The following is a 20741-nucleotide window of genomic DNA, read 5'->3' on the forward strand; positions in this document are numbered from 1 at the left end:
CAAGATATTCTCGGAAGAACACCGCTTTACCGAGGCCATAATAAATCATACCAATGAACTTTTGAAAGGGTTGCTTAATGACCTCACTTCTGAACGAATATGGGTTTCATCAAATCGCAAAATCTTCTTGGAGGGGAATCATCTTATGAAGATATTACTAACTGGAGGGAATGGGTACATAGGAACCCATATTTGTGTAGAGTTAATTAAAGAAGGGTATGAAGTGATCATATTAGACGATTTATCGAGAAGTCATTTTGTATCCTTCAATAATTTGTGCGAATTAGTTGAGGAAAAGTAAAGTTTCATCAGGTAAACTTATTGAATTTAAACGATATCGACTCTGTATTTAGAGAAAACGATATTGAGGCTGTTGTGCATTTAGCCGGATATAAATCTGTAGCCGAATCTAATCGTAACTCTCTTAGGTATTATCATAACAATATGGTTGGAACCATTAATTTATGCGAAATAATGCAGAAGTATAAAGTGAAAAAAATGCTATTCAGCTCTTCTGCAACAGTGTATCGCCCTAGTAAAGAAGGAATATTTTCCGAGAACTCTCCTACAGGGAGTCCTAATCCGTATGGTCGCACTAAATTAATGATAGAACAGATGCTCCATGATCTCTATTTGTCAAATAATGAATGGAGTATAGCGCTACTAAGATATTTCAATCCGGTTGGAGCCCATCCCAGTGGAAAGCTGGGTGAAATTCCACGGGGGGTTCCTAATAATTTAGTGCCATACATCATCAAGGTATTACTGAAAGAATTACCATTTATAAATATATTTAGTAATTATTACGAGACAAGAGATGGGACAGGAATTAGAGACTATGTTCATGTAGTTGATCTTGCATTAGGACATGTGTCTGCCCTGAAAAAAATAAGCTCAATGACTGGTATTGAGACGTATAATCTGGGTACCGGTAAAGGCTATAGTGTACTGGAAATTACATGCATTTGAAGAGTTAACAAACAAGCGCATTCCGTATAGGTTTGTTGATAGAAGACCAGGTGATGTTGCTGTAAGTTATGCTAACCCTGCAAAAGCTAATGAAGAATTAAACTGGATTGCCCAACGAGGCATTGAAGAAATGTGCGTAGATACCTGGCACTGGGAGATGAACAGGCTTGGAGTCCAAGCCTAGTTGTTGAGAGAAAATTGTATTTGCTGAGGTCGTGAATGAGGAGTTTGGAATATGTCTTTAACCTGATGAATAACAGTTCATGGATGCTTCTAGAATAGAAGTGCGGTTTAGTAAATCATTTTTAGAATTCTTTGCTTATTGGGGACATGCAAACATAGCCCCCCGTTCAAAATCCAGATGGAGATGCCAAGCTTGATCCAGGTTGTCAAACTCAATATGCGTGAGTTTCCATGGTTCTTCCAGTTGCAACGCCACTTTGAACATATCCATGATTAAATAAATGTTCATTGCTACTTACTGAGGTCCACATCGTCAATCCGCTCCTATTAACGTATTACTGAGCAGTATTGACTATTTTTTTCTAGGATTCAGACTTTCAACCATTAAGTATAGCGACGAAGCTACTTTTAGTTATTGACTATTTACCCATTGTATTATATATGGAATAACTATACATGAAAACATTATCAATTCCAATTGACAATGGATAACTTTGGGTGGTATAGTCGGAAATGTGGGCGAGAGCTTCACTTCATTTGATGACGAAGGGAATGTTAGTGCATGCAAGGTAAAGTAAAATGGTTTAACGCAGAAAAAGGTTATGGTTTCATTGAAACATCTGACGGCGGCGACGTATTTGTACATTTTTCCGCAATTCAAACAGAAGGCTTCAAAACACTTGAAGAAGGACAAGACGTGGAGTTCGACATTGTCGAAGGCGCACGTGGACCACAAGCCGCTAACGTAACCAAATTATAATCATCCCCGGCATAGCCGACCTACATAATTGGTAAGATGGTTAGCAATGGATAACGCGCTAGCAACTGCCCTGGAATATACTCCAGGGCTTTTTTATGTTATCTAATTACATAAAAAAGCCCCTTACCCAGTGGTAAGGAGCTTAACACAATAGAACATTTACTCTAGAGAACCGTCAAAGTCAGCCATCTCCACAAAAATGGTATTGGAGGAGGCAGATTGTTTCTCTACGCTTCCGTCTGGATAACGGAATTGATAGCGCAGGATAACCTGGGCGATCAGATACGCGCGGAGCGCAGATTCGATGTCGAAAGAGAATACGATGGAACTGCTTTGTGGTTTGGATCAAGCCGACCTAACGGAATACCTTGGAGCAGGTTAGGATGCGGAAGTGGCACAGAATTCACGGTGACCGTTCGTAGCAAAAGGAAATCTTCGGCTGCAAATGGTGCAGTGAGCAAGAGCTCTTCCAGTGGGGTGTTTCCGATGTTTTCCACATGGACGGTAAAGGACAGGGTATCTTCTTGGCCGACACGCAAAGCGCTGGAGCTAAGCGTAAGTTTAGGGATGGCTGCAATAACGGTCACGCCGACGGTGTTGGTCTGGGAGGTTTCCTGAATGGTCTCTCTTCCACTACGACGTGAGGTATATTCGATGGTGGCCTGGTTGCTGAATGTTCCATCTGCAGGTGCTTCACGGATTTGTGCCTGTAATGTAAGGGTGAGCATCTCCCCTGGTGCAATATCCGGGAGCGTGATACCTGCAGCGAGATTAGCGCCTGGCTGTGCTTTTTCTTGAATAGTCAGGCTGTTGGGTACATAAATGAGTCCATGCGGCAACGGGTCTGTGAACAGCGGATACTGAGCTGGGATTCCTCCTTTGTTAGTAATCTGTATGGTGAAGGTGAGTGTTTCGCCTACAGAGGCATCCGTGGTACTCACCTTTTTAACTAATTCGAGCAGTGGGAATACAACTGGGATCGTAACGGTATTGGTATTCAATGTCCCCGATACGACTCTTCCTCCAGGTAACGTAAACGAGTAGGCAAAGGCAGCTTGATTTACGATGTAGCCGGATGGAGGCGTCTCTAATACGGTCACTTGATAAGTCAGTGTCAATGACTGTCCGGGTTCCACAGACCCAAGGCTAACACCGACAGTAGGATCGGTTCCTGACAGTGATTGACCGTTCAACTGTATGCTGTCAGGAATCAATAGAGTCCCGGCAGGAATGAAATTTTGCAGTGTAACTTCGGATGTTACGTTGCCAAAGTTGTTGAGCAGTACCGTATAAGCAAGGCTTTCTCCTGCGATGGCCTCCGTATTTTCCGTAGAGATACTTGCGGCAAGCTGTGGATCAAAAACAGTTATAGTCACGGTGTTGCTGGTAACCTCGCTCGCACCGTCACTGCCAGCATATTGACGGAGCATTGATATCAAAATGTACCGTCGTCTCCGTTTATTTGAGAAGCGAAAAAATTAGTTGAAAAATTATTAGGCCCAGACAGCGCAGTCAAACTGGATGTGGTAGGTCCAAACAACGCACGGTCACCAGTGATGTCCACGTCACCCTCTTGGGCGCTAATCAGCGCCCTTCCACGCAAAGTCCCCTGTATAGGCGTGGCAAAGCCACTCACCACCACATTGACCGAGCCTGTAGCGGTACTGACCCCTTCACCACCAACACGTAGCGACAGGTTACGGAAGGGCAGAGATGGGTTGTTGTACACCACAGCCAGCGTCCAGCCGGCATGGTTGGTGTTGGTGGAATCGGGAACCGTGATGGTGCCCGTCACATTTCCGACCGTGTATGCCCCTGCACCGCCTTGAATGACCAGATTTGTGACATTCGCTGTTCTCACATAGGTACTGAGACTGGTGACGTTGACTGATGTTGCAGATTCAGGGCTGACCGTAGTAGATAAAGCAGGTGTCTGAAATGTGACCGGGTTGCTGGCGCTGGACAATACATTGGTACTGCCGTTGGCATAACTTCCTCCCCAAATAAGCTCAGCATACAGCACCGTACTGCCCGCAGGGAGCACAAGGAATGCTGTCGATGAGTTACTGGTAAAGACAGAAGTCGTACCGAATGGATACGTGCCGAATCGAGAGGCTGTATTGGTTGTGATGAACGCGCCAATGCTGGTCGTCGTTCCTGGCACTCCTACCGAATTAGAGCGTGCCAGCCCAAGTGTATTCCCTATAAAGGTGACAGCCCCCGTCTGGTTCGTTACGTAACGCTGAATAAAAGCCATGGATTAGCTTCCTACTTTCCATCTCTTCCAAATCCGTTATCTTGGGATCTCCGTATAGGGAAGAGCCAGCTAGGCTGGGTGTAATAATCCTTTCGTATAAATTGTCTGGATTGTAACCAGGCCTTGCATACCGCACAAGTCCATGTACCTGTCCAGCGGGGAATATTTATATATGCACTCATTATTCACATATGTATGCAAATCAATTTTAAACATATCTGTTTTCAAAGAATGACGTTATCGGAAGTGTTTTAGCGAAAAAAGAAGAATTTTGTAAAATAGCTTCGAAATGTTGGTCTCTTTTTTTACTTGGCGTTAACAAATGTGCTATACTGGAGGAGCAAAGGAGGCGTGCCCTATGAACTTAACAGTACGAGGTCAACAGATCGAGGTTACCGACGCTTTGAAGGACTACGTTGATAAGAAATTCAGCAGACTTGAAAAGTATTTCGATGCACCCCCGACGTCTGATGGAAGTGTAACGTTAAGCACAACCAGAGATTTGCACACTGTAGAAGTAACCATTCCTTTGCCGGGGCTTGTACTCCGTGCCGAAGACGAGAGCGATGACATGTATGCATCCATTGATGCCGTAGTAGACAAGCTTGAACGGCAAATTCGCAAGCACAAAACCAAGCTAAACCGAAAATTCCGTCAGGAAGGTAGTTTGAAAACCCTTTTTGTGGAAGATCCGGCAGGTGGCGTGGCTGTTGCTGAAGATGAGGATGTAGAACTGGATGAGCTGGAAGTCGTCCGCACCAAGCGTTTCTTATTGAAACCTATGGATGTGGAAGAAGCCATTCTTCAAATGAACATGGTTGGACATAATTTCTTTGTATTTTCCAATATAGACAACGAAGAAGTTAACGTAGTTTACAAGCGCAATGATGGTAAATACGGTCTGATCGAACGGGAATAGCCTGTAAGTAGGAACTTTTTACATTTTAAAATGAATAGAACGATTTCGATTGAAGCATGCTTCATGGATATTAGGAAAATGAAAACAACACGAGCCTTATCCTTGCGAACCTGGCGGGATAGGGCTCTTTTATATGTTTTTTTTGTAAATGTAAGGAAATTTTAACTTGGATAAGTGTAACGAAGTTGTGTATTTCGTGCGTCAATTGTTTTGGTATCTTTAACCGGATGCAAATCTGGAGGCTGCTTGTGTTGCGGCATGTCCTACAAACTGTTACAATTTATGCAAAGAACATCGCACGATGGGCTGGTACAGCCGGGCCTGTCAAACATATCGGGAATCAATTTCATCATGGACCCTTTCTTATTGTGAAATTGATTCTATTAATTGTTTTGCGCGAAAGGGGTAAACCATGCTAGGAATTGTTAAGAAAATCTTCGGAGATACCAATGAACGTGATGTTAAGCGTTTAATGAAGACGGTTGAACTGATCAATAAGATAGAGCCGGATTTCGAAAAGCTCTCGGATGAGGAGTTGCAAGCGAAAACGGCAGAATTTAAAGCTCGGGTCGAACAAGGGACTACGGCTGAAGAAATTTTGCCGGAAGCTTTTGCAACGGTTCGCGAAGCGTCCAAGCGGGTGCTGGGTAAACGTCATTATGACGTACAGATGCTCGGCGGTATTGCGCTGCATGAAGGTAAAATTGCCGAGATGAAAACCGGTGAAGGTAAAACACTGGTAGGAACACTGCCGGTTTATTTGAATGCTCTGTTGGGCAAAGGCGTGCACGTGGTTACGGTCAATGACTATTTGGCGCAACGTGACAGCGGAGAAATGGGACAGATTTATAACTTCCTGGGAATGTCCGTAGGGCTGAATTTGGCCAACATGGATCATGCCGCCAAGCAGGAAGCGTATGCTTGTGACATCACGTACGGTACAAACAATGAGTTCGGGTTCGATTATCTGCGCGATAATATGGTGCTTTACAAAGAGCAGATGGTACAACGTCCGTTGTACTTCTGTATCATTGATGAAGTCGATTCCATTCTCGTCGATGAAGCTCGTACACCATTGATTATTTCAGGACAAGCTCAGAAATCGACAGAGCTGTATTTCGCGGCCGACCGTTTTGTGAAGAGCCTGAATGTTGAAGAAGATTACACGCTAGATATTAAGGTGAAGTCGGTTGCTTTGACCGAAAACGGCGTATCCAAAGCTGAAAATTTCTTTGGTCTCGAAAACTTGTACGACCAGGAAAGTGTTACAATCAATCATCACATTGTACAGGCATTGAAGGCTAATGCTATTATGCGTTTGGATGTGGATTATGTCGTAGCTGACGGTGAGGTTCTGATTGTCGATGAGTTTACAGGTCGTCTGATGGCTGGACGCCGTTATAGTGATGGTTTGCATCAAGCCATTGAAGCGAAGGAAAACATCATTGTACAAAATGAAAGCATGACGCTAGCGACGATTACATTCCAAAACTATTTCCGTATGTACCGCAAATTGGCGGGGATGACGGGTACAGCGAAAACAGAAGAAGAAGAATTTAAAAAAATATATGGTCTGGAAGTACTCCAAATTCCAACGAATCGGCCTAACCAGCGTGTAGATATGCCTGATGTTGTATACAAGAGCGTAAAAGGCAAATTCCATGCAGTGGTAGATGAAATCCTGGAGCGCAATAAAAAGAACCAACCGATATTGGTAGGTACGGTTTCTATTGAAAACTCGGAGCTTCTTTCTGAAATGCTGAAACGCAAAGGCGTTCGTCACAAAGTGCTTAACGCCAAGTATCATGCTGAGGAAGCTGAGATTATTTCCCGTGCAGGTGAAGCTGGCGCAGTTACCATCGCTACCAACATGGCTGGACGCGGTACTGACATCGTACTGGGCGAAGGCGTATCAGAACTCGGTGGTTTGCACATCATCGGTACAGAACGCCATGAATCCCGTCGTATTGATAATCAGCTTCGCGGACGTGCAGGACGTCAGGGTGATCCGGGCTCTACACAGTTTTACTTATCGCTGGGCGATGAGTTAATGAAGCGTTTTGGTGCGGACAATGTACTGAATATGATGGAGCGGTTGGGTTTCGAGGAAGACCAACCTATCGAGAGCCGTATGATTACACGTGCTATCGAATCAGCTCAAAAACGTGTCGAAGGCAACAACTTTGATCAGCGTAAAGTCGTTCTCCAGTATGATGATGTAATGAACCAGCAGCGTGCTATTATTTACAAGCAACGCCGTGAGGTGCTGGAATCAGAAAACATCAAGGAAATTGTGTTTGACATGATCAAGCCTGTCATTGAACGTGTGGTGGAAGCTCATTGCGGTGATGACATTCCTGAAAACTGGGAACTTGAAGAAGTAGCAGAGTATGTGAACAACAACCTGCTTGAGGAAAATACACTTACACGTGACGACCTGTGGGGCAAGGAAAAAGAGGAGATCGTGGATATGATCTTCGAGAAAGTTACCAACAGATACCACAGCCGTGAAGAAATGATTGGCGAAGATATGGTACGCGAGTTCGAGAAAGTTATCGTACTGCGTGCAGTCGATAGCAAATGGATGGACCATATTGATGCTATGGATCAATTGCGTCAAGGTATTCACTTGCGTGCTTACGGCGGTACCGATCCGCTGCGCGAGTATCAATTTGAAGGCTTCGAAATGTTCCATGCTATGATTGCTAGCATCCAAGAGGAAGTAGCGACATACATCATGAAAGCACAAATTGAATCCAATCAAGAGCGTCAAGCTGTCATCGACGAAGACAAAATCTCGACGAGTGGTGAACCCGCGGCTCCTAAAAAGAAATCCGCTCCTTCGCGTCCGCGTAGAAAATAACGGATTGAAATTAAGGGAGAAATCTTGAGATACACTATTCCCTGCAGTGCATATAATGGCAGGCGGCAGTTCAACCACTGACCGTCGGCCATTTTGTGCCATACAGGGGTGAGACTGATGTGTTCAATTTATAGCTCTTCTGTTTGAGGGTCAGTTTGAATATTGATGAATGGCTAGATTGCTCTCAATTCTTTTAAAACAATTATGACAAGCAAGCAGGTATCTGCTTGTTTGTCAGTTAATTCAGCAGTTAATCTGGCTCACATAACCAGAGCCAGTTATTTAAAAAGCAGTTTGACTTTACGGCGTTTACGGCGGTCGGTAGCGAAGCGGAGGATTTGAATCTGGAGAAGCGTCAGCGTTCGTAAGATCAAATCATTCGCGCAGCGTCTCCTCACCCAGCCGTAACTCACAACGCTCCACTCCCCCTAACCATATATTAAAAGGAGAATGACATCATGATTGATCCAAGTGTAAAGCATGATTTGCGAGAAATAGGCAAGAAACTAACAAACCTTAGGGGGTCTCTTTGACTTAGATCTCAAACAGGAAATGATCGCAAACTTTGAAGTAAAGATGGCTGCACCTGACTTTTGGGATGATAATGATAAGGCTCAAGGTGTAATTGCAGAAATGAACGCTGTTAAGTCATCAGTAGACAGCTATGAACAGCTTCGTCAGGAATATGAAGACGCTGGTATGATGGCTGAGCTGGCTGATGAGGAGGGCGATGAAACACTGGCTGGAGAGATCGAGAACAGTGTCACTTCTCTGCTGAGTAAGCTTCAGGAGTTTGAATTGCAATTGCTTTTGAATCAGCCGTATGACAAACTTAATGCCATTCTGGAGTTGCATCCGGGAGCAGGTGGAACTGAGTCCCAAGACTGGGGACAAATGTTGCTACGGATGTATACACGCTGGGCAGAAAAACGGGGCTTTAAGGTAGAAACCCTGGATTATCTAGCGGGTGATGAAGCAGGGATTAAGAGCGTAACCCTTTTGATCAAAGGTTACAATGCCTACGGCTATTTGAAAGCAGAGAAAGGCGTGCATCGGCTTGTTCGTATCTCTCCATTTGATTCCTCCGGCCGTCGACATACATCGTTCGTATCCTGTGATGTGGTGCCTGAAATTGCGGATGATGTGGACGTTGAGATCCGCACGGAAGATCTTAAAATTGATACGTACCGGGCCAGTGGTGCGGGCGGTCAGCATATTAATACGACCGATTCAGCCGTTCGGATTACGCATTTACCTTCCGGTATTGTCGTGACCTGTCAAAATGAACGCTCCCAGATCAAGAACCGAGAGCGTGCCATGACGATGCTCCGTTCCAAGCTCTACGAGCGTAAGATCGAAGAGCAGCGTCAGCATTTGGATGAAATCCGCGGAGAACAGTCCGATATTGCATGGGGCAGCCAAATTCGCTCCTACGTGTTCCATCCATACAGCATGGTTAAGGATCACCGTACTAGCGTGGAAACTGGCAACGTAGGGGCTGTCATGGATGGCGATCTCGATCCCTTCATCGATGGTTACCTGCGCAGCCAAATTAAGCTGGACGCAGAATAATAGCCTGTACGTTTTCCTACAGTCCGCAGACCATGTGCCTGCAGACTGTAGGAATTTTTGTGTAACGGTATTTTTTAATTAAAGGAGAACACGAATGATGCCTCAATTGAATCCTCCCGCTGCTCGCCGAAGACGACGCAAGCCTCTGATTGCCGCCAGCGGACCCGCACGCAACGTGACCGATATTTTGCTGATTATACTCGGCTCTTTCATTACAGCGCTGACCTTTAACATGTTCTTGCTCCCAAACCGGATTGCATCCGGGGGGGTATCGGGCTTGTCTATCTTGGGCGAGGAGCTGTTTGGCCTGGAACCAGCCTATACGCAGTGGGGAATGAATATTCCATTATTTATAGCAGGGGTCCTGCTGTTAGGGAAAAAATACGGTTTGCGTTCTCTGCTGGGAAGTATTATGCTGCCGCTATTCGTTTATGTTACGAAGGATTGGGCAGTTCCGACAACCAATCCGTTGCTGGCTTCGCTATATGGTGGAATCGGAGTAGGATTGGGTTTAGGTACCGTGTTTCGGGGCAGGGGCTCGACGGGTGGATTGGCTATTTTGGCGCAGATTATTCAAAAATATACGGGTTTTAGTCTTTCTCTCTGTGTTATGTTGATGGATGGCACGGTGATTACACTGGCTGGTTTCGCCCTCTCGCCGGAACGGGCGTTGTACGCGTTGATCGGCTTGTTTGTAACGGGTAAGGTCATTGATGCCGTGGAAATGGGATTGGGCTACTCCAAAGTGGCTTACATCATATCCAATCAGAAAGAAACGATCACGCAGGCTATTTTGCAGGATTTGGACCGAGGATTGACAGAGCTGGCAGGACGGGGCGGTTACACGAACGAAGAACGTCCTGTGCTTATGGTTGTAGTCGGACAAAACGAGGTAACTCGCCTTAAAACGCTCGTCCGCTTGGTAGACCCGGAAGCTTTTGTGATAATAAGTAATACTCGTGAGGTATTGGGTGAAGGGTTTAAGAAGGAAAGCTGAAACAAAGAGGGCCTTCTGGAGGTATGCTCTTAACTGAATCCATGCAGGAGAGCCCACTAATATAGTAGGCTCTTCTCTCTTCAGCATGCTTTACTAGATTCATTTTACCAATCGTTCAAGCCAATTTGCCGTTTGTCCTTGATTAAAATACGAGGTAGGCGTTCCTTTTACCCCTGTCTTGACCATAAATAGGCCGCCTGCTAAGGGTTGATCGGCACTATCATCATCTTGAGCAGTCGTAATATATAACTCATCCAGCTGTTCACCGCCAAAAGCGCACGAAGTCACACAATTGACGGGAAGTGATACCTCAGCAATTACTTCTCCATGAGCAGGATGGATACGGGAGACACGTTTACCACCCCATCTCGCGACCCACAACATGCCCTCTGCATCGATTGTCATGCCATCTGGATACCCTTCACTTTCATCCAATCTAGCCACCAGTTGCTTATTCCTAATAGTGCCTTGCACCACATCGTAATCGAAGGAGACCACCTCCAATGTTGGAGTATCAATGTAATACATTGTACGATGATCTGCGCTCCAGGCTAATCCATTAGATATGGAAGCTTTACCAACCAGTAAGGAGACCTTGCCTTTTGTGTTCAGACTATACAATGCTCCTTGCGCATGTTCGCCATTTAGACTCATGGTTCCTGCTAAAAAACGTCCGGCAGGATCGCATTTTCCATCATTAAAACGATTACCTAGTCTACCTTCCTCAGGATCATGAATTAATACTTTGGCCCCTGTCTCAATATCTAAACAATATAGACCGCTAATCAGCGCTACGATCACTTTATTTTTGAGATAAGGTACAACTGCACCAATATGTTCACCAACATTTATTGTACGATCTGTGCATGTAGAAGGATCGTAGATATGCAATTGAAAGCCTTTAATATCGACCCAAAATAAACGTTGAAACCGCTGATCCCAGCTGGGACCCTCGCCTAACTTTGCTTTTGCATCTATAACGATATTCGCTGTATATGTTTCGATGTGTAACACCCCTAACGTATAGGTTTATTTTCGACCCCAATTATCCGCTTCAGCGGTTCCTCTGAGCAGATTCACTAGATGCAGTGCATGTGATTTCCTCTTGTATGTAGTGCTACATGTACTCCCTTCATGTTCAACAAGTCCATAAAGTGCAGCAAATGACCAATCGAGATGAACTCCAATAAGTGAGATCATGTAAAGGGAATATCCCCCTTATTCTTTATGCAAAGTGGCAAGCTGTATTCAAGAAGTTCGCTGTCTATTTTTTTATTTACTTTATTATAGCTCGTATAGCTTGTCGGTCAAAAGAATAGACAAGAGCGCATATTTTAAATTAGGGGGAATAACATGACATGAGGTGTTGTATTTATATAAATAGAGTCGTATAATAATACATATTTCATACGAACGGAATGGAGGAAGGTCTGTGAGCAGCAAGTTAAAAGTGGCAATTGTCGGTTCCACCGGGTATGGCGGGGTGGAGCTGATTCGTTTTTTGGTTCATCATCCGCAAGTAGAGATTGTATCTGTTATTTCTTCGTCCAGCGCGGGTGTCCCAATCAGTGACGGATTTCCACATCTGACGGACATTGTGGTGCAGGATTTGGACGGTGTCGAAGTCCACGAAATTGCTGCTAAGGCCGATCTGGTTTTCACTGCTACGCCATCGGGCGTTAGTACCAAGTTAGTGCCGCAGCTTCTTGATGTCGGACTGAAGGTCATTGATCTTTCCGGGGACTTCAGGCTTCGAAGCGGGGAAACGTATGAAGCATGGTATAAAAAGCCTGCAGCTTCACCCGAATATCTCAAGCAAGCGGTATACGGACTCAGTGAGGTGTATGCAGAAAAGCTGGCGGGCGTTTCTTTTATTTCAAATCCAGGCTGTTATCCGACTGCAACATTACTGGGGATTATTCCTGCGCTGAAAGCGGATTGGATCGACCATCGGTCGCTGATTGTGGATGCCAAATCCGGTGTATCCGGCTCGGGTAGGGGAACAAGCCTCGTTTCGCACTATGCGGAAATGAACGAGAATTTTAAGGCTTATAAGGTGAATAAGCACCAGCACATCCCTGAGATCGAACAGGTACTGGGTGATATTGTGGGCGAGGACGTTACGATTACGTTTACAACACAACTTGTTCCTATGACCCGAGGAATTATGAGTACGATTTATGTCACGCTGAAGGGTGACCATACAGATCAAGATCTTATCGGGTTATACCGGGATTATTATAAAGGCCATCCTTTTGTCCGTGTACGTGGCGAAAGTATATGGCCAGCAACGAAGGAAGTAATGGGTTCGAATTACTGCGACATCGGTTTTGCAGCAGATGGCCGAACCGGGCGCCTTACGATTATTTCTGTCATTGATAATGTTGTGAAGGGTGCCGCAGGGCAGGCGATTCAGAATTTAAATTTGATGATGGGATGGGAGGAGAACCTCGGGCTAGGCTTCATACCGGTATATCCGTAAGTAGCAAGTAACTGCAACATGGATACGGATAACGGCAGCAAGCGGGAATTTGGAATACAAACAGCTGTCATTCATCGAATATGTTGCGAACGAGGGCACATAATTATGGGCAAAGTAGAGTTTACAGTAGTAAACGGGGGTAACATCGTAACTCCGCGTGGTTTTACAGCCGGCGGATTACACTGCGGGCTAAAAAATTCGAACCGCAACGATATGGGCGCGATTCGTTGTGAAGTAGAGGCGACAGCTGCTGCGGTGTACACCACCAATGTGTTTCAGGCTGCACCGCTGAAGGTGACCCGCGAGAGCTTGGCAGATGGTCGATTGCAGGCAGTAGTGGTGAACAGCGGAAACGCCAATGCCTGCACGGGACAACAAGGAGAGCAGGATGCTTACGCTATGCGTTCGGCTGCGGCTCATGAACTGGGTGTTGCTGAGAGCAATGTAGCCGTCGCCTCGACAGGCGTGATCGGCGAGCATTTGAAAATGGATTGTGTGCTTGAAGGTATATCCTCCTTACCTGACCGTATGAACGGGGAAAACGATGGAGCAGAGCAATTTACCCAAGCCATTCTGACAACGGACTTGGTTAAAAAGGAAGCATGTGTGGCGGTTGAAGTGGACGGTGTGACCGTGCACATCGCCGGGGCGGCCAAGGGATCGGGCATGATACATCCGAATATGGCAACGATGCTCGCTTTTATGACCTGTGATGCAGTAATCGGACAGACGGCGCTTCATCAACTATTAAAGCAGGCAACGGATACCAGCTTTAATATGATTACGGTGGATGGGGATACGAGCACGAACGATATGCTGATTGCTATGGCAAGTGGGCTGGCTGGCAACCGTGAACTGCACGTAGGGCATCCCGATTGGGACGCTTTTGCCGAGGCGTTCATCTATATCTGTCGAGAACTGGCGAAGGCAATTGCTCGCGATGGAGAGGGTGCTACGAAGCTAGTAGAGGTGTCTGTAAGCGGAGCGGTAAGCGATGCGTCCGCTCAAGCGATAGCCAAGACGGTGGTTGGGTCTAGTCTGGTCAAGTCAGCCGTCTTCGGAGCAGATGCGAATTGGGGACGGATTATTGCGGCCGTAGGGCGTGCTGGAGAGCCAGTTAATCCAGAAACGGTAGATATTCGCTTGGGTGATATTGTTGTGCTAAGCCAATCAAGTCCGGTCGCTTTTGATGAAGAAGAGGCGCTAGCCTATTTGCGGGGAGATACGGTGCAAATTATTGTTGATTTGCATCACGGAGACGGAACCGCTACAGCATGGGGCTGTGACCTAACCTATGATTATGTGCGGATTAACGCAGCTTATCGGACATAGATACCCGAATAAAATACGGATTGAATAAGGATAGTAGTTAATAGAAGCAAAGAGCGGATATAAGTCCAGCATCATTTAAAAATTGCACGGATATGCGGAGAAGAAAAGGAGAGATGATATGCAATCGGCAGTGGAACACGCGGATCAAGCGAATCATGCGGGAGTGGCACGTCGTAATTTTGTGATGAAATGCGGAGGAAGTACGCTGGCTGCGTTACCTGATTCCTTTTTTGAAGATTTGGCGCGTTTGCAGTCGGAAGGTCTTCAACCTGTCATTGTACATGGCGGTGGCCCTGCGATCTCCGACAACTTGGCGAAGCTGGGGATCGAAACAGAGTTCATTCATGGATTACGCAAAACGACCGAACCCGTGCTGGATGTCGTGGAGATGGTACTGGCGGGTAGCATTAACAAGCAGATTGTACGTAGAATAGGACTGCATGGGGGCCGAGCGTTGGGGTTGTCAGGTAGTGATGGTTATTTAATCGAAGCCAAGCCTGTGTCGAATGCTGCTGAGGTCGGTTGGGTCGGAGAGGTAACATCTGTTCAAGCCTCGATTATTACAGGTGTCCTGGATATGGACTATATGCCTGTTATTGCCCCCATCGGGATTGATCGATCGGGTCAGCGTTACAACATTAATGCGGATACAGCGGCGGGTGCGGTAGCCTCTCATCTGGGGGTCAGTCGGATGATCGTCGTTACAGATGTACCAGGCATATTGAAGAAGTATGGCGGAGAAAAGAAAGTGCTGGACTCTATCACCGTACAGGAAATTGAGGATATGATCAGCACAGGTGAAATATATGGGGGTATGATCCCGAAAGTGAGAGCGGCTATTGCCTGTATCCACGGCAAAGTGAAGGAAGTCGTCATTGTGAACGGTAGCGAACCGCAGGTACTAAGTCGTGTGCTAGGCGGAGAAGCGATTGGAACACGCATTGTGCGTATGCAGTAATTGTAATATATAGCTCGACCTATATAACCAAACGATAAAGGAGCGTGAACATAATGAGTAAGGAACCGAATACGCTGGTGAGCGAGGAAATGCCAAGTACGGATGGAAGCGAAGTGCAAACGGAAAAGGTGTCAGCAAAAGCGCAGACAAATAGCTCTCTTTTTCCAAACTACGCAAGATACCCGCTTACACTGGTGAAAGGGCAAGGAAGCTGGCTGTGGGACGATCAGGGCAAGCGTTATCTGGATTTCATGTCAGGCATCGCCGTTACTAATTTGGGCCATGCGCCTCAAGCAGTAGCTGAACGATTGAAAAAACAGATCGATGAATTGTGGCATGTATCCAATCTGTTTCATATACCGGGGCAGGAACGGGCAGCTGCCTTGCTGACAGCCCATAGCAGCGCAGATGCCGTGTTCTTCTGCAACAGCGGGGCCGAAGCGAACGAAGCTGCAATTAAGCTGGCGCGTCGTTACCACCAGAAGGTAAAGCAGACCGGTCGCTACGAAATCATTACGTTCACGCAATCCTTTCACGGACGGACGCTGGCAACCTTGACCGCTACGGGTCAGGACAAAGTGAAAGAAGGCTTTTTACCGCTTCCCGCCGGATTCAAAAGCGTTCCGCTTCATGATCAGACGGCGCTTGAAGCAGCCATCAGTGAGCATACGGCGGCAATTATGCTGGAAATGGTGCAGGCCGAAGGCGGCATGTATCCGGTAGACCCTGCTTTCGTAGACGTGATCACCAAGCTATGCCGCGAGCATGGTTTGCTGCTGATCATTGACGAAGTGCAAACAGGTATGGGACGGACGGGCAAGCTGTTTTCCTTTGAACATTATGGTATAGAGCCAGATATCTTTACATTGGCGAAAGGACTGGGCAGTGGTTTCTCTGTGGGTGCGATGCTAGGCAAAGGATATTTGCGTGAAGCGTTCACAGCGGGCAGTCATGGTTCTACCTTTGGAGGTACGCCACTTGCTATGGCGGCGGTTCAAGCTACTATTGAAACGATTATTGATGACAAGCTGCCAGAACGTGCAGCAGAGATGGGAGATTACCTCTTCCATAGCCTGCAAAAGCAGCTTGGAGATAGTCCTTTTGTAAAGGATATCCGTGGAAAAGGTTTGATGGTCGGCATTGAGTGTGCAGAGCCGGTAGCGGAGCTTGTTTTGGCAGGACAGAAGAAGGGCATTCTGTTCATTACAGCAGGACCGAATGTGATTCGCCTGTTGCCTAACTTGTATGTAACGAAAAACGAAATAGATCAGGCTGTAACATGGATTGCTGAATTGATTCGGGAGCATGTGGCTTAGTGTAAAGATCAAATCATCCCAGACTAGAGTGTAAAAGGAGACGATAGCATGAGCCAGGGCGGCGCACTGCAACAGATGAATTTGAAAGGACGGGACTTTCTGGAGCTGGACGATTACTCGCCAGAGGAAATCCAGTATTTAATTGATCTCGCTGTTGAAATTAAGCGTAAGCATAAAAACGGGGAAACCTATCAGCCGCTAAAAGGGAAAACGCTCGGACTGATTTTCGAGAAATCCTCTACCCGCACACGGGTATCTTTCGAAGTCGGTATGTATCAATTGGGTGGGCATGCCCTTTTCCTCAGCAAAAATGACATTCAACTGGGACGCGGCGAACCGATTAGCGACATGGCCCAAGTCATGTCACGTTATCTGGATGGCATTATGATTCGTACCTTTGGACACGATAATGTGGTAGAGTTGGCACGTTATGCGTCCATTCCTGTGATCAATGGATTGAGTGATTTGGCGCATCCGTGCCAAGTGCTAGCAGATTATCAAACCTTGTATGAGCAAAAGGGTGAGCTAAAAGGGCTCAAATTGGCTTACATCGGAGACGGTAACAATATGGCTCATTCTCTCTTGATTGGGGGGGCGAAGCTTGGAGTGCATGTGTCGATTGCAAGTCCAGCTGGATACGAGCCTGACCCGAGTGTGGTCGCAGCTTCCCGTGAAATTGCCAAACAGACAGGTAGTGAGATCGTTATAACCCAAAGTCCGCAGGAAGCAGTACAAGATGCGGATGCGATCTACACAGATGTGTGGGCGAGCATGGGATTTGAGGAAGAGCAGAAGGAGCGGGAGCTTGCTTTTGCCGACTTTCAGGTGAATGAGGAGCTGGTTAAGCTGGCAAAGCCGGATTATTTATTCCTGCATTGTCTCCCTGCGCATCGTGGGGAAGAAGTGAGTGCAGGCGTAATCGATGGTCCGAATTCGGTCATCTTTGATGAAGCGGAGAATCGTCTGCATGCGCAAAAAGCGCTGTTAGTTGCTTTAATGGCATAAGATTGATAGGTATTGATAGGTAAAGAAGATAAAGGCTAGAAGCATTCGGGGAGGACTTTAACAATGGCAAAAGAAAAAATCGTACTCGCATATTCCGGCGGTCTGGATACGTCGGTTATTCTGAAATGGCTCAAAGAAACTTATGATGCTGAAATCATCGCTTTCACCGCAGATATTGGTCAAAAAGAAGAACTGGACGGTTTGGAGGAAAAAGCACTCGCTACAGGGGCTTCCAAAGTGTACATTGATGATCTGCGTGATGAATTCGCCAAGGATTTTATCTATCCGATGTTTCAGGCGGGTGCCTTATATGAAGGACAATATTTGCTCGGAACGAGTATTGCACGTCCATTGATCGCTAAGCGGATGGTCGATATTGCGATTGCCGAGGGAGCAACAGCCATTGCTCACGGGGCAACAGGCAAAGGTAACGATCAGGTACGCTTCGAGCTGAACGCGGCGGCGTTGACGCCGGATATCAAGGTGATTGCACCTTGGCGGCTGGAAGAGTTCCGCAATCAGTTCCCGGGCCGTGCAGAAATGATTGCCTATGCGGAAAAACACGACATTCCGGTAACTGCTTCTGCAGCCAAGCCATACTCCATGGACCGTAATCTGCTGCATATCAGCTATGAAAGCGGCGTGCTGGAGGACCCTTGGTTTGATCCAAGTGCTCCTGAAAATAAAGAAATGTTCTTGCTCAGTAACGCGCCTGAGGACGCTCCTGATGAAGCAGAATATTTGGAGTTGGAATTTGAAGCAGGTAACTGCATCGCTTTGAACGGAGAACAGCTTAGTCCATTGCAAGTGATGGAAAAACTGAATGAGCTCGGCGGCAAGCATGGTATCGGACGCGTGGATATGGTGGAAAACCGTTTTGTTGGTATGAAAAGTCGGGGAGTCTATGAGACGCCGGGCGGTACGATCCTGTTCACAGCTCACCGCAAAATGGAATCCATCACGATGGATCGCGAGGTTATGAATCTGCGTGATAGTCTGATTACCCGTTATGCTACCTTGGTTTACAACGGTTTCTGGTTCGCACCGGAACGTGTCGCTTTGCAGGCTCTGGTTCATGAGAGTCAGAAAAATGTCAGTGGTACCGTGCGTGTGAAGCTGTACAAAGGCAACATTATCGGCGCAGGCGTTAAAAGTCCGGTTAGCTTGTACAACCCGGACATTGCGACCATGGAAGCCGATCCGACACAAGCCTACGATCAAGGCGATGCAACAGGCTTTATCCGCTTGAATGCTCTGCGTTTGAAGGTCAATGCGGGTGTAACACAAAATCATAAATAATGATGTAACCTAAAAAATGTACGGGATGCGGGCCGTTCTTGTCCAAACGACGAGGGCGGCTTGTATTGCAGAGAGGGGATCATGCAATGAGTAAGCTATGGGGCGGACGGTTTACGAAGCAAACGAACAAGCTGGTAGAGGAATATACGGCTTCTATCGGGTTTGATCAGGCGTTGGCGGAAGAAGATATTCAAGGCAGTTTGGCTCATGTGGCCATGCTAGGAAAATGTGGAATTATTCCGCAGGAGGATGCAGACACGATCAAGGAAGGACTGCACACCGTTCTGGAGCGTATCCGCCGTGGGGAAATTGAATTTTCCGTTTCGGATGAGGATATTCACATGAATATCGAAAAAAATCTAATCGAGGCTATTGGTCCAGTGGGGGGTAAACTACACACTGGGCGTAGCCGTAACGATCAGGTAGCAACGGATATGCACTTGTATTTGCGTGGACGTGTGGTATCGCTGGTGGGTATGCTGCATGATGTACAAGCTGCATTAATCGGCCAAGCAAAGGATAATCTGGACACGATTGTACCTGGATACACACACTTGCAGCGTGCGCAGCCTATTTTATTTGCACATCATCTGCTGGCGTATGTGTCTATGCTGGAGCGTGATATTGACCGACTCAAAGACAGCTACAAGCGGATTAACGTGTTGCCGCTTGGCGCGGGTGCTTTGGCCGGGACCACTTTTCCGATCGACCGTCATTTTGTAGCCGAGCAACTGGGATTTGATGGCGTATATGAAAATAGCCTCGATGCCGTCAGCGATCGGGATTTTATCGTAGAGTTCCTGGCTGGCGCCTCGCTGATTATGACGCATTTGTCTCGTCTGAGCGAAGAATTGGTGCTATGGAGCAGCACGGAGTTTGGTTTTGTCGAGCTGGATGATGCTTTTTGTACAGGCAGCAGCATTATGCCGCAGAAGAAAAATCCGGACGTACCGGAGTTGGTACGTGGTAAAACCGGACGTGTCTATGGAAACCTCGTGGGCTTGTTGACTGTATTGAAATCCTTGCCGCTGGCATACAACAAGGACATGCAGGAAGACAAGGAAGGGATGTTCGATACCGTTGCCACGCTGGAAGGAGCCTTGCAACTGTTCGCACCGATGATCGCCACGATGAAGGTGAACAAGGATCGCATGCGTCAAGCGGTCAACCAGGACTTCTCCAATGCAACGGATATTGCGGACTTCTTGGTCGGCAAAGGGCTTCCGTTCCGTCAGGCGCATGAGGTCATTGGCAAAACCGTACTGTATTGCATCCAGCATGGAAAATATTTGCTTGATCTGACACTGGACGAATTTCAGCAGTTTTCGGATTTGTTTGATGAGCGTATCTATGAGGTACTTCAACCGGAAGCGGTAGTGAATGCACGGAATGTATATGGTGGAACCGCTACCGGTCAGGTACAGGCAGCCATTGGGCGCAGTGAACAGCTCCTGGCGAATACATCAACATGGTTTGAAGGGCACAAGCCGAAAAATTAATCAGTAAAGAAAGATATTATTCTCTTGCACAGTAGCGGTATACTGTGTAAAATCAAATTTTAAGGAATTAGCAATCAAAGATTCTAAGGCACCGTTCGCGGTGTCTTTTGTGCTTTTTGGGGCATTAATTCATAGTTCCAAATACCTATTACTACACTAGTGTGAAAGTTTCTAGAATTTACATTTTTGTATACTACGTCTACGGTGATTATGGTAGAATAGCACTAAGTTTTTCATTGAATTACCAATTCAATAGGACAAGAACTATATTCAATAAATAAATGTCAAGTTACTAGGGGCTCTTTTGGTCAAGTGAATTTCATAAATGTG

General features: G+C 46.5%; 14 protein-coding genes and 2 pseudogenes. 13 read left to right on the plus strand and 3 right to left on the minus strand.

Annotation, left to right across the window (positions count from 1 at the left end):
* The first annotated feature begins 145 nt into the window (after nucleotides 1-145).
* Both galE and G9G53_RS06450 read left to right on the plus strand, forming a co-directional pair.
* Nucleotides 146-1153: pseudogene (galE, locus tag G9G53_RS06445) on the plus strand (UDP-glucose 4-epimerase GalE).
* A gap of 561 nt (nucleotides 1154-1714) precedes the next feature.
* Nucleotides 1715-1912: a cold shock domain-containing protein gene (locus tag G9G53_RS06450; RefSeq protein ID WP_013312263.1), complete on the plus strand. Its 198-nt coding sequence runs from the start codon at nucleotides 1715-1717 to the stop codon at nucleotides 1910-1912.
* A 278-nt stretch (nucleotides 1913-2190) separates the two neighbouring features.
* On the opposite strand, the gene G9G53_RS26335 is transcribed toward G9G53_RS06450, so the two are convergent.
* Nucleotides 2191-3342 (minus strand): DUF11 domain-containing protein, encoded by a 1152-nt coding sequence (locus G9G53_RS26335; RefSeq protein WP_238437819.1) that lies wholly within the window; start codon nucleotides 3340-3342, stop codon nucleotides 2191-2193.
* A gap of 6 nt (nucleotides 3343-3348) precedes the next feature.
* Nucleotides 3349-4169 (minus strand): annotated as a pseudogene (locus tag G9G53_RS26340) (DUF7507 domain-containing protein); the annotation flags it as partial.
* 358 nt (nucleotides 4170-4527) lie between these two features.
* Here G9G53_RS26340 and hpf point away from each other — a divergent pair.
* The 4 genes from hpf to G9G53_RS06475 all read left to right on the plus strand — a co-directional run bounded on the left by hpf (nucleotide 4528) and on the right by G9G53_RS06475 (nucleotide 10520).
* Nucleotides 4528-5088, plus strand: a complete 561-nt coding sequence (gene hpf, locus G9G53_RS06460) for a ribosome hibernation-promoting factor, HPF/YfiA family (protein ID WP_013312261.1) — start codon at nucleotides 4528-4530, stop codon at nucleotides 5086-5088.
* Nucleotides 5089-5500: 412 nt separating this feature from the next.
* The gene (secA, locus tag G9G53_RS06465; protein ID WP_134903256.1) at nucleotides 5501-7951 is read left to right on the plus strand and encodes a preprotein translocase subunit SecA; all 2451 of its coding nucleotides are present in this window, start codon (nucleotides 5501-5503) and stop codon (nucleotides 7949-7951) included.
* 458 nt (nucleotides 7952-8409) lie between these two features.
* A protein-coding gene (gene prfB / locus G9G53_RS06470) for a peptide chain release factor 2 (RefSeq protein WP_103047450.1) occupies nucleotides 8410-9523 on the plus strand; the annotation gives its coding sequence in 2 pieces (ribosomal slippage) (nucleotides 8410-8481 and nucleotides 8483-9523; 1113 coding nt in all).
* Nucleotides 9524-9620: 97 nt separating this feature from the next.
* A complete protein-coding gene (locus tag G9G53_RS06475) occupies nucleotides 9621-10520 on the plus strand; it encodes a YitT family protein (protein WP_029514568.1) in 900 nt (299 codons plus the stop codon).
* 99 nt (nucleotides 10521-10619) lie between these two features.
* On the opposite strand, the gene G9G53_RS06480 is transcribed toward G9G53_RS06475, so the two are convergent.
* The gene (locus tag G9G53_RS06480; RefSeq protein ID WP_165146250.1) at nucleotides 10620-11534 is read right to left on the minus strand and encodes an SMP-30/gluconolactonase/LRE family protein; all 915 of its coding nucleotides are present in this window, start codon (nucleotides 11532-11534) and stop codon (nucleotides 10620-10622) included.
* Nucleotides 11535-11952: 418 nt separating this feature from the next.
* On the opposite strand from G9G53_RS06480, the gene argC reads away from it, so the two are divergent.
* From argC to argH, 7 genes are all read left to right on the plus strand, one after another.
* Entirely contained in the window at nucleotides 11953-13002 is a 1050-nt protein-coding gene (gene argC / locus G9G53_RS06485) for an N-acetyl-gamma-glutamyl-phosphate reductase (protein ID WP_165146253.1), read from the plus strand.
* A gap of 105 nt (nucleotides 13003-13107) precedes the next feature.
* Nucleotides 13108-14334 carry a bifunctional glutamate N-acetyltransferase/amino-acid acetyltransferase ArgJ gene (gene argJ, locus G9G53_RS06490; protein WP_165146256.1) on the plus strand — a complete coding sequence of 409 codons (1227 nt, stop codon included), beginning with the start codon at nucleotides 13108-13110 and terminating at the stop codon, nucleotides 14332-14334.
* Nucleotides 14335-14452: 118 nt separating this feature from the next.
* A complete protein-coding gene (gene argB, locus G9G53_RS06495; protein ID WP_165146259.1) occupies nucleotides 14453-15292 on the plus strand; it encodes an acetylglutamate kinase in 840 nt (279 codons plus the stop codon).
* 53 nt (nucleotides 15293-15345) lie between these two features.
* Nucleotides 15346-16608 (plus strand): acetylornithine transaminase, encoded by a 1263-nt coding sequence (locus G9G53_RS06500; RefSeq protein WP_165146262.1) that lies wholly within the window; start codon nucleotides 15346-15348, stop codon nucleotides 16606-16608.
* A gap of 48 nt (nucleotides 16609-16656) precedes the next feature.
* A complete protein-coding gene (gene argF / locus G9G53_RS06505; RefSeq protein WP_165146279.1) occupies nucleotides 16657-17613 on the plus strand; it encodes an ornithine carbamoyltransferase in 957 nt (318 codons plus the stop codon).
* Between the two features lie 63 nt (nucleotides 17614-17676).
* Nucleotides 17677-18912, plus strand: a complete 1236-nt coding sequence (locus tag G9G53_RS06510) for an argininosuccinate synthase (RefSeq protein WP_069010680.1) — start codon at nucleotides 17677-17679, stop codon at nucleotides 18910-18912.
* A gap of 86 nt (nucleotides 18913-18998) precedes the next feature.
* The gene (argH, locus tag G9G53_RS06515) at nucleotides 18999-20411 is read left to right on the plus strand and encodes an argininosuccinate lyase (protein WP_013312248.1); all 1413 of its coding nucleotides are present in this window, start codon (nucleotides 18999-19001) and stop codon (nucleotides 20409-20411) included.
* The last annotated feature ends 330 nt before the right edge of the window (nucleotides 20412-20741 follow it).

The organism is Paenibacillus sp. EKM206P, from assembly GCF_011066155.1.
GTDB classification, from domain to species: Bacteria; Bacillota; Bacilli; order Paenibacillales; family Paenibacillaceae; genus Paenibacillus; species Paenibacillus polymyxa_D.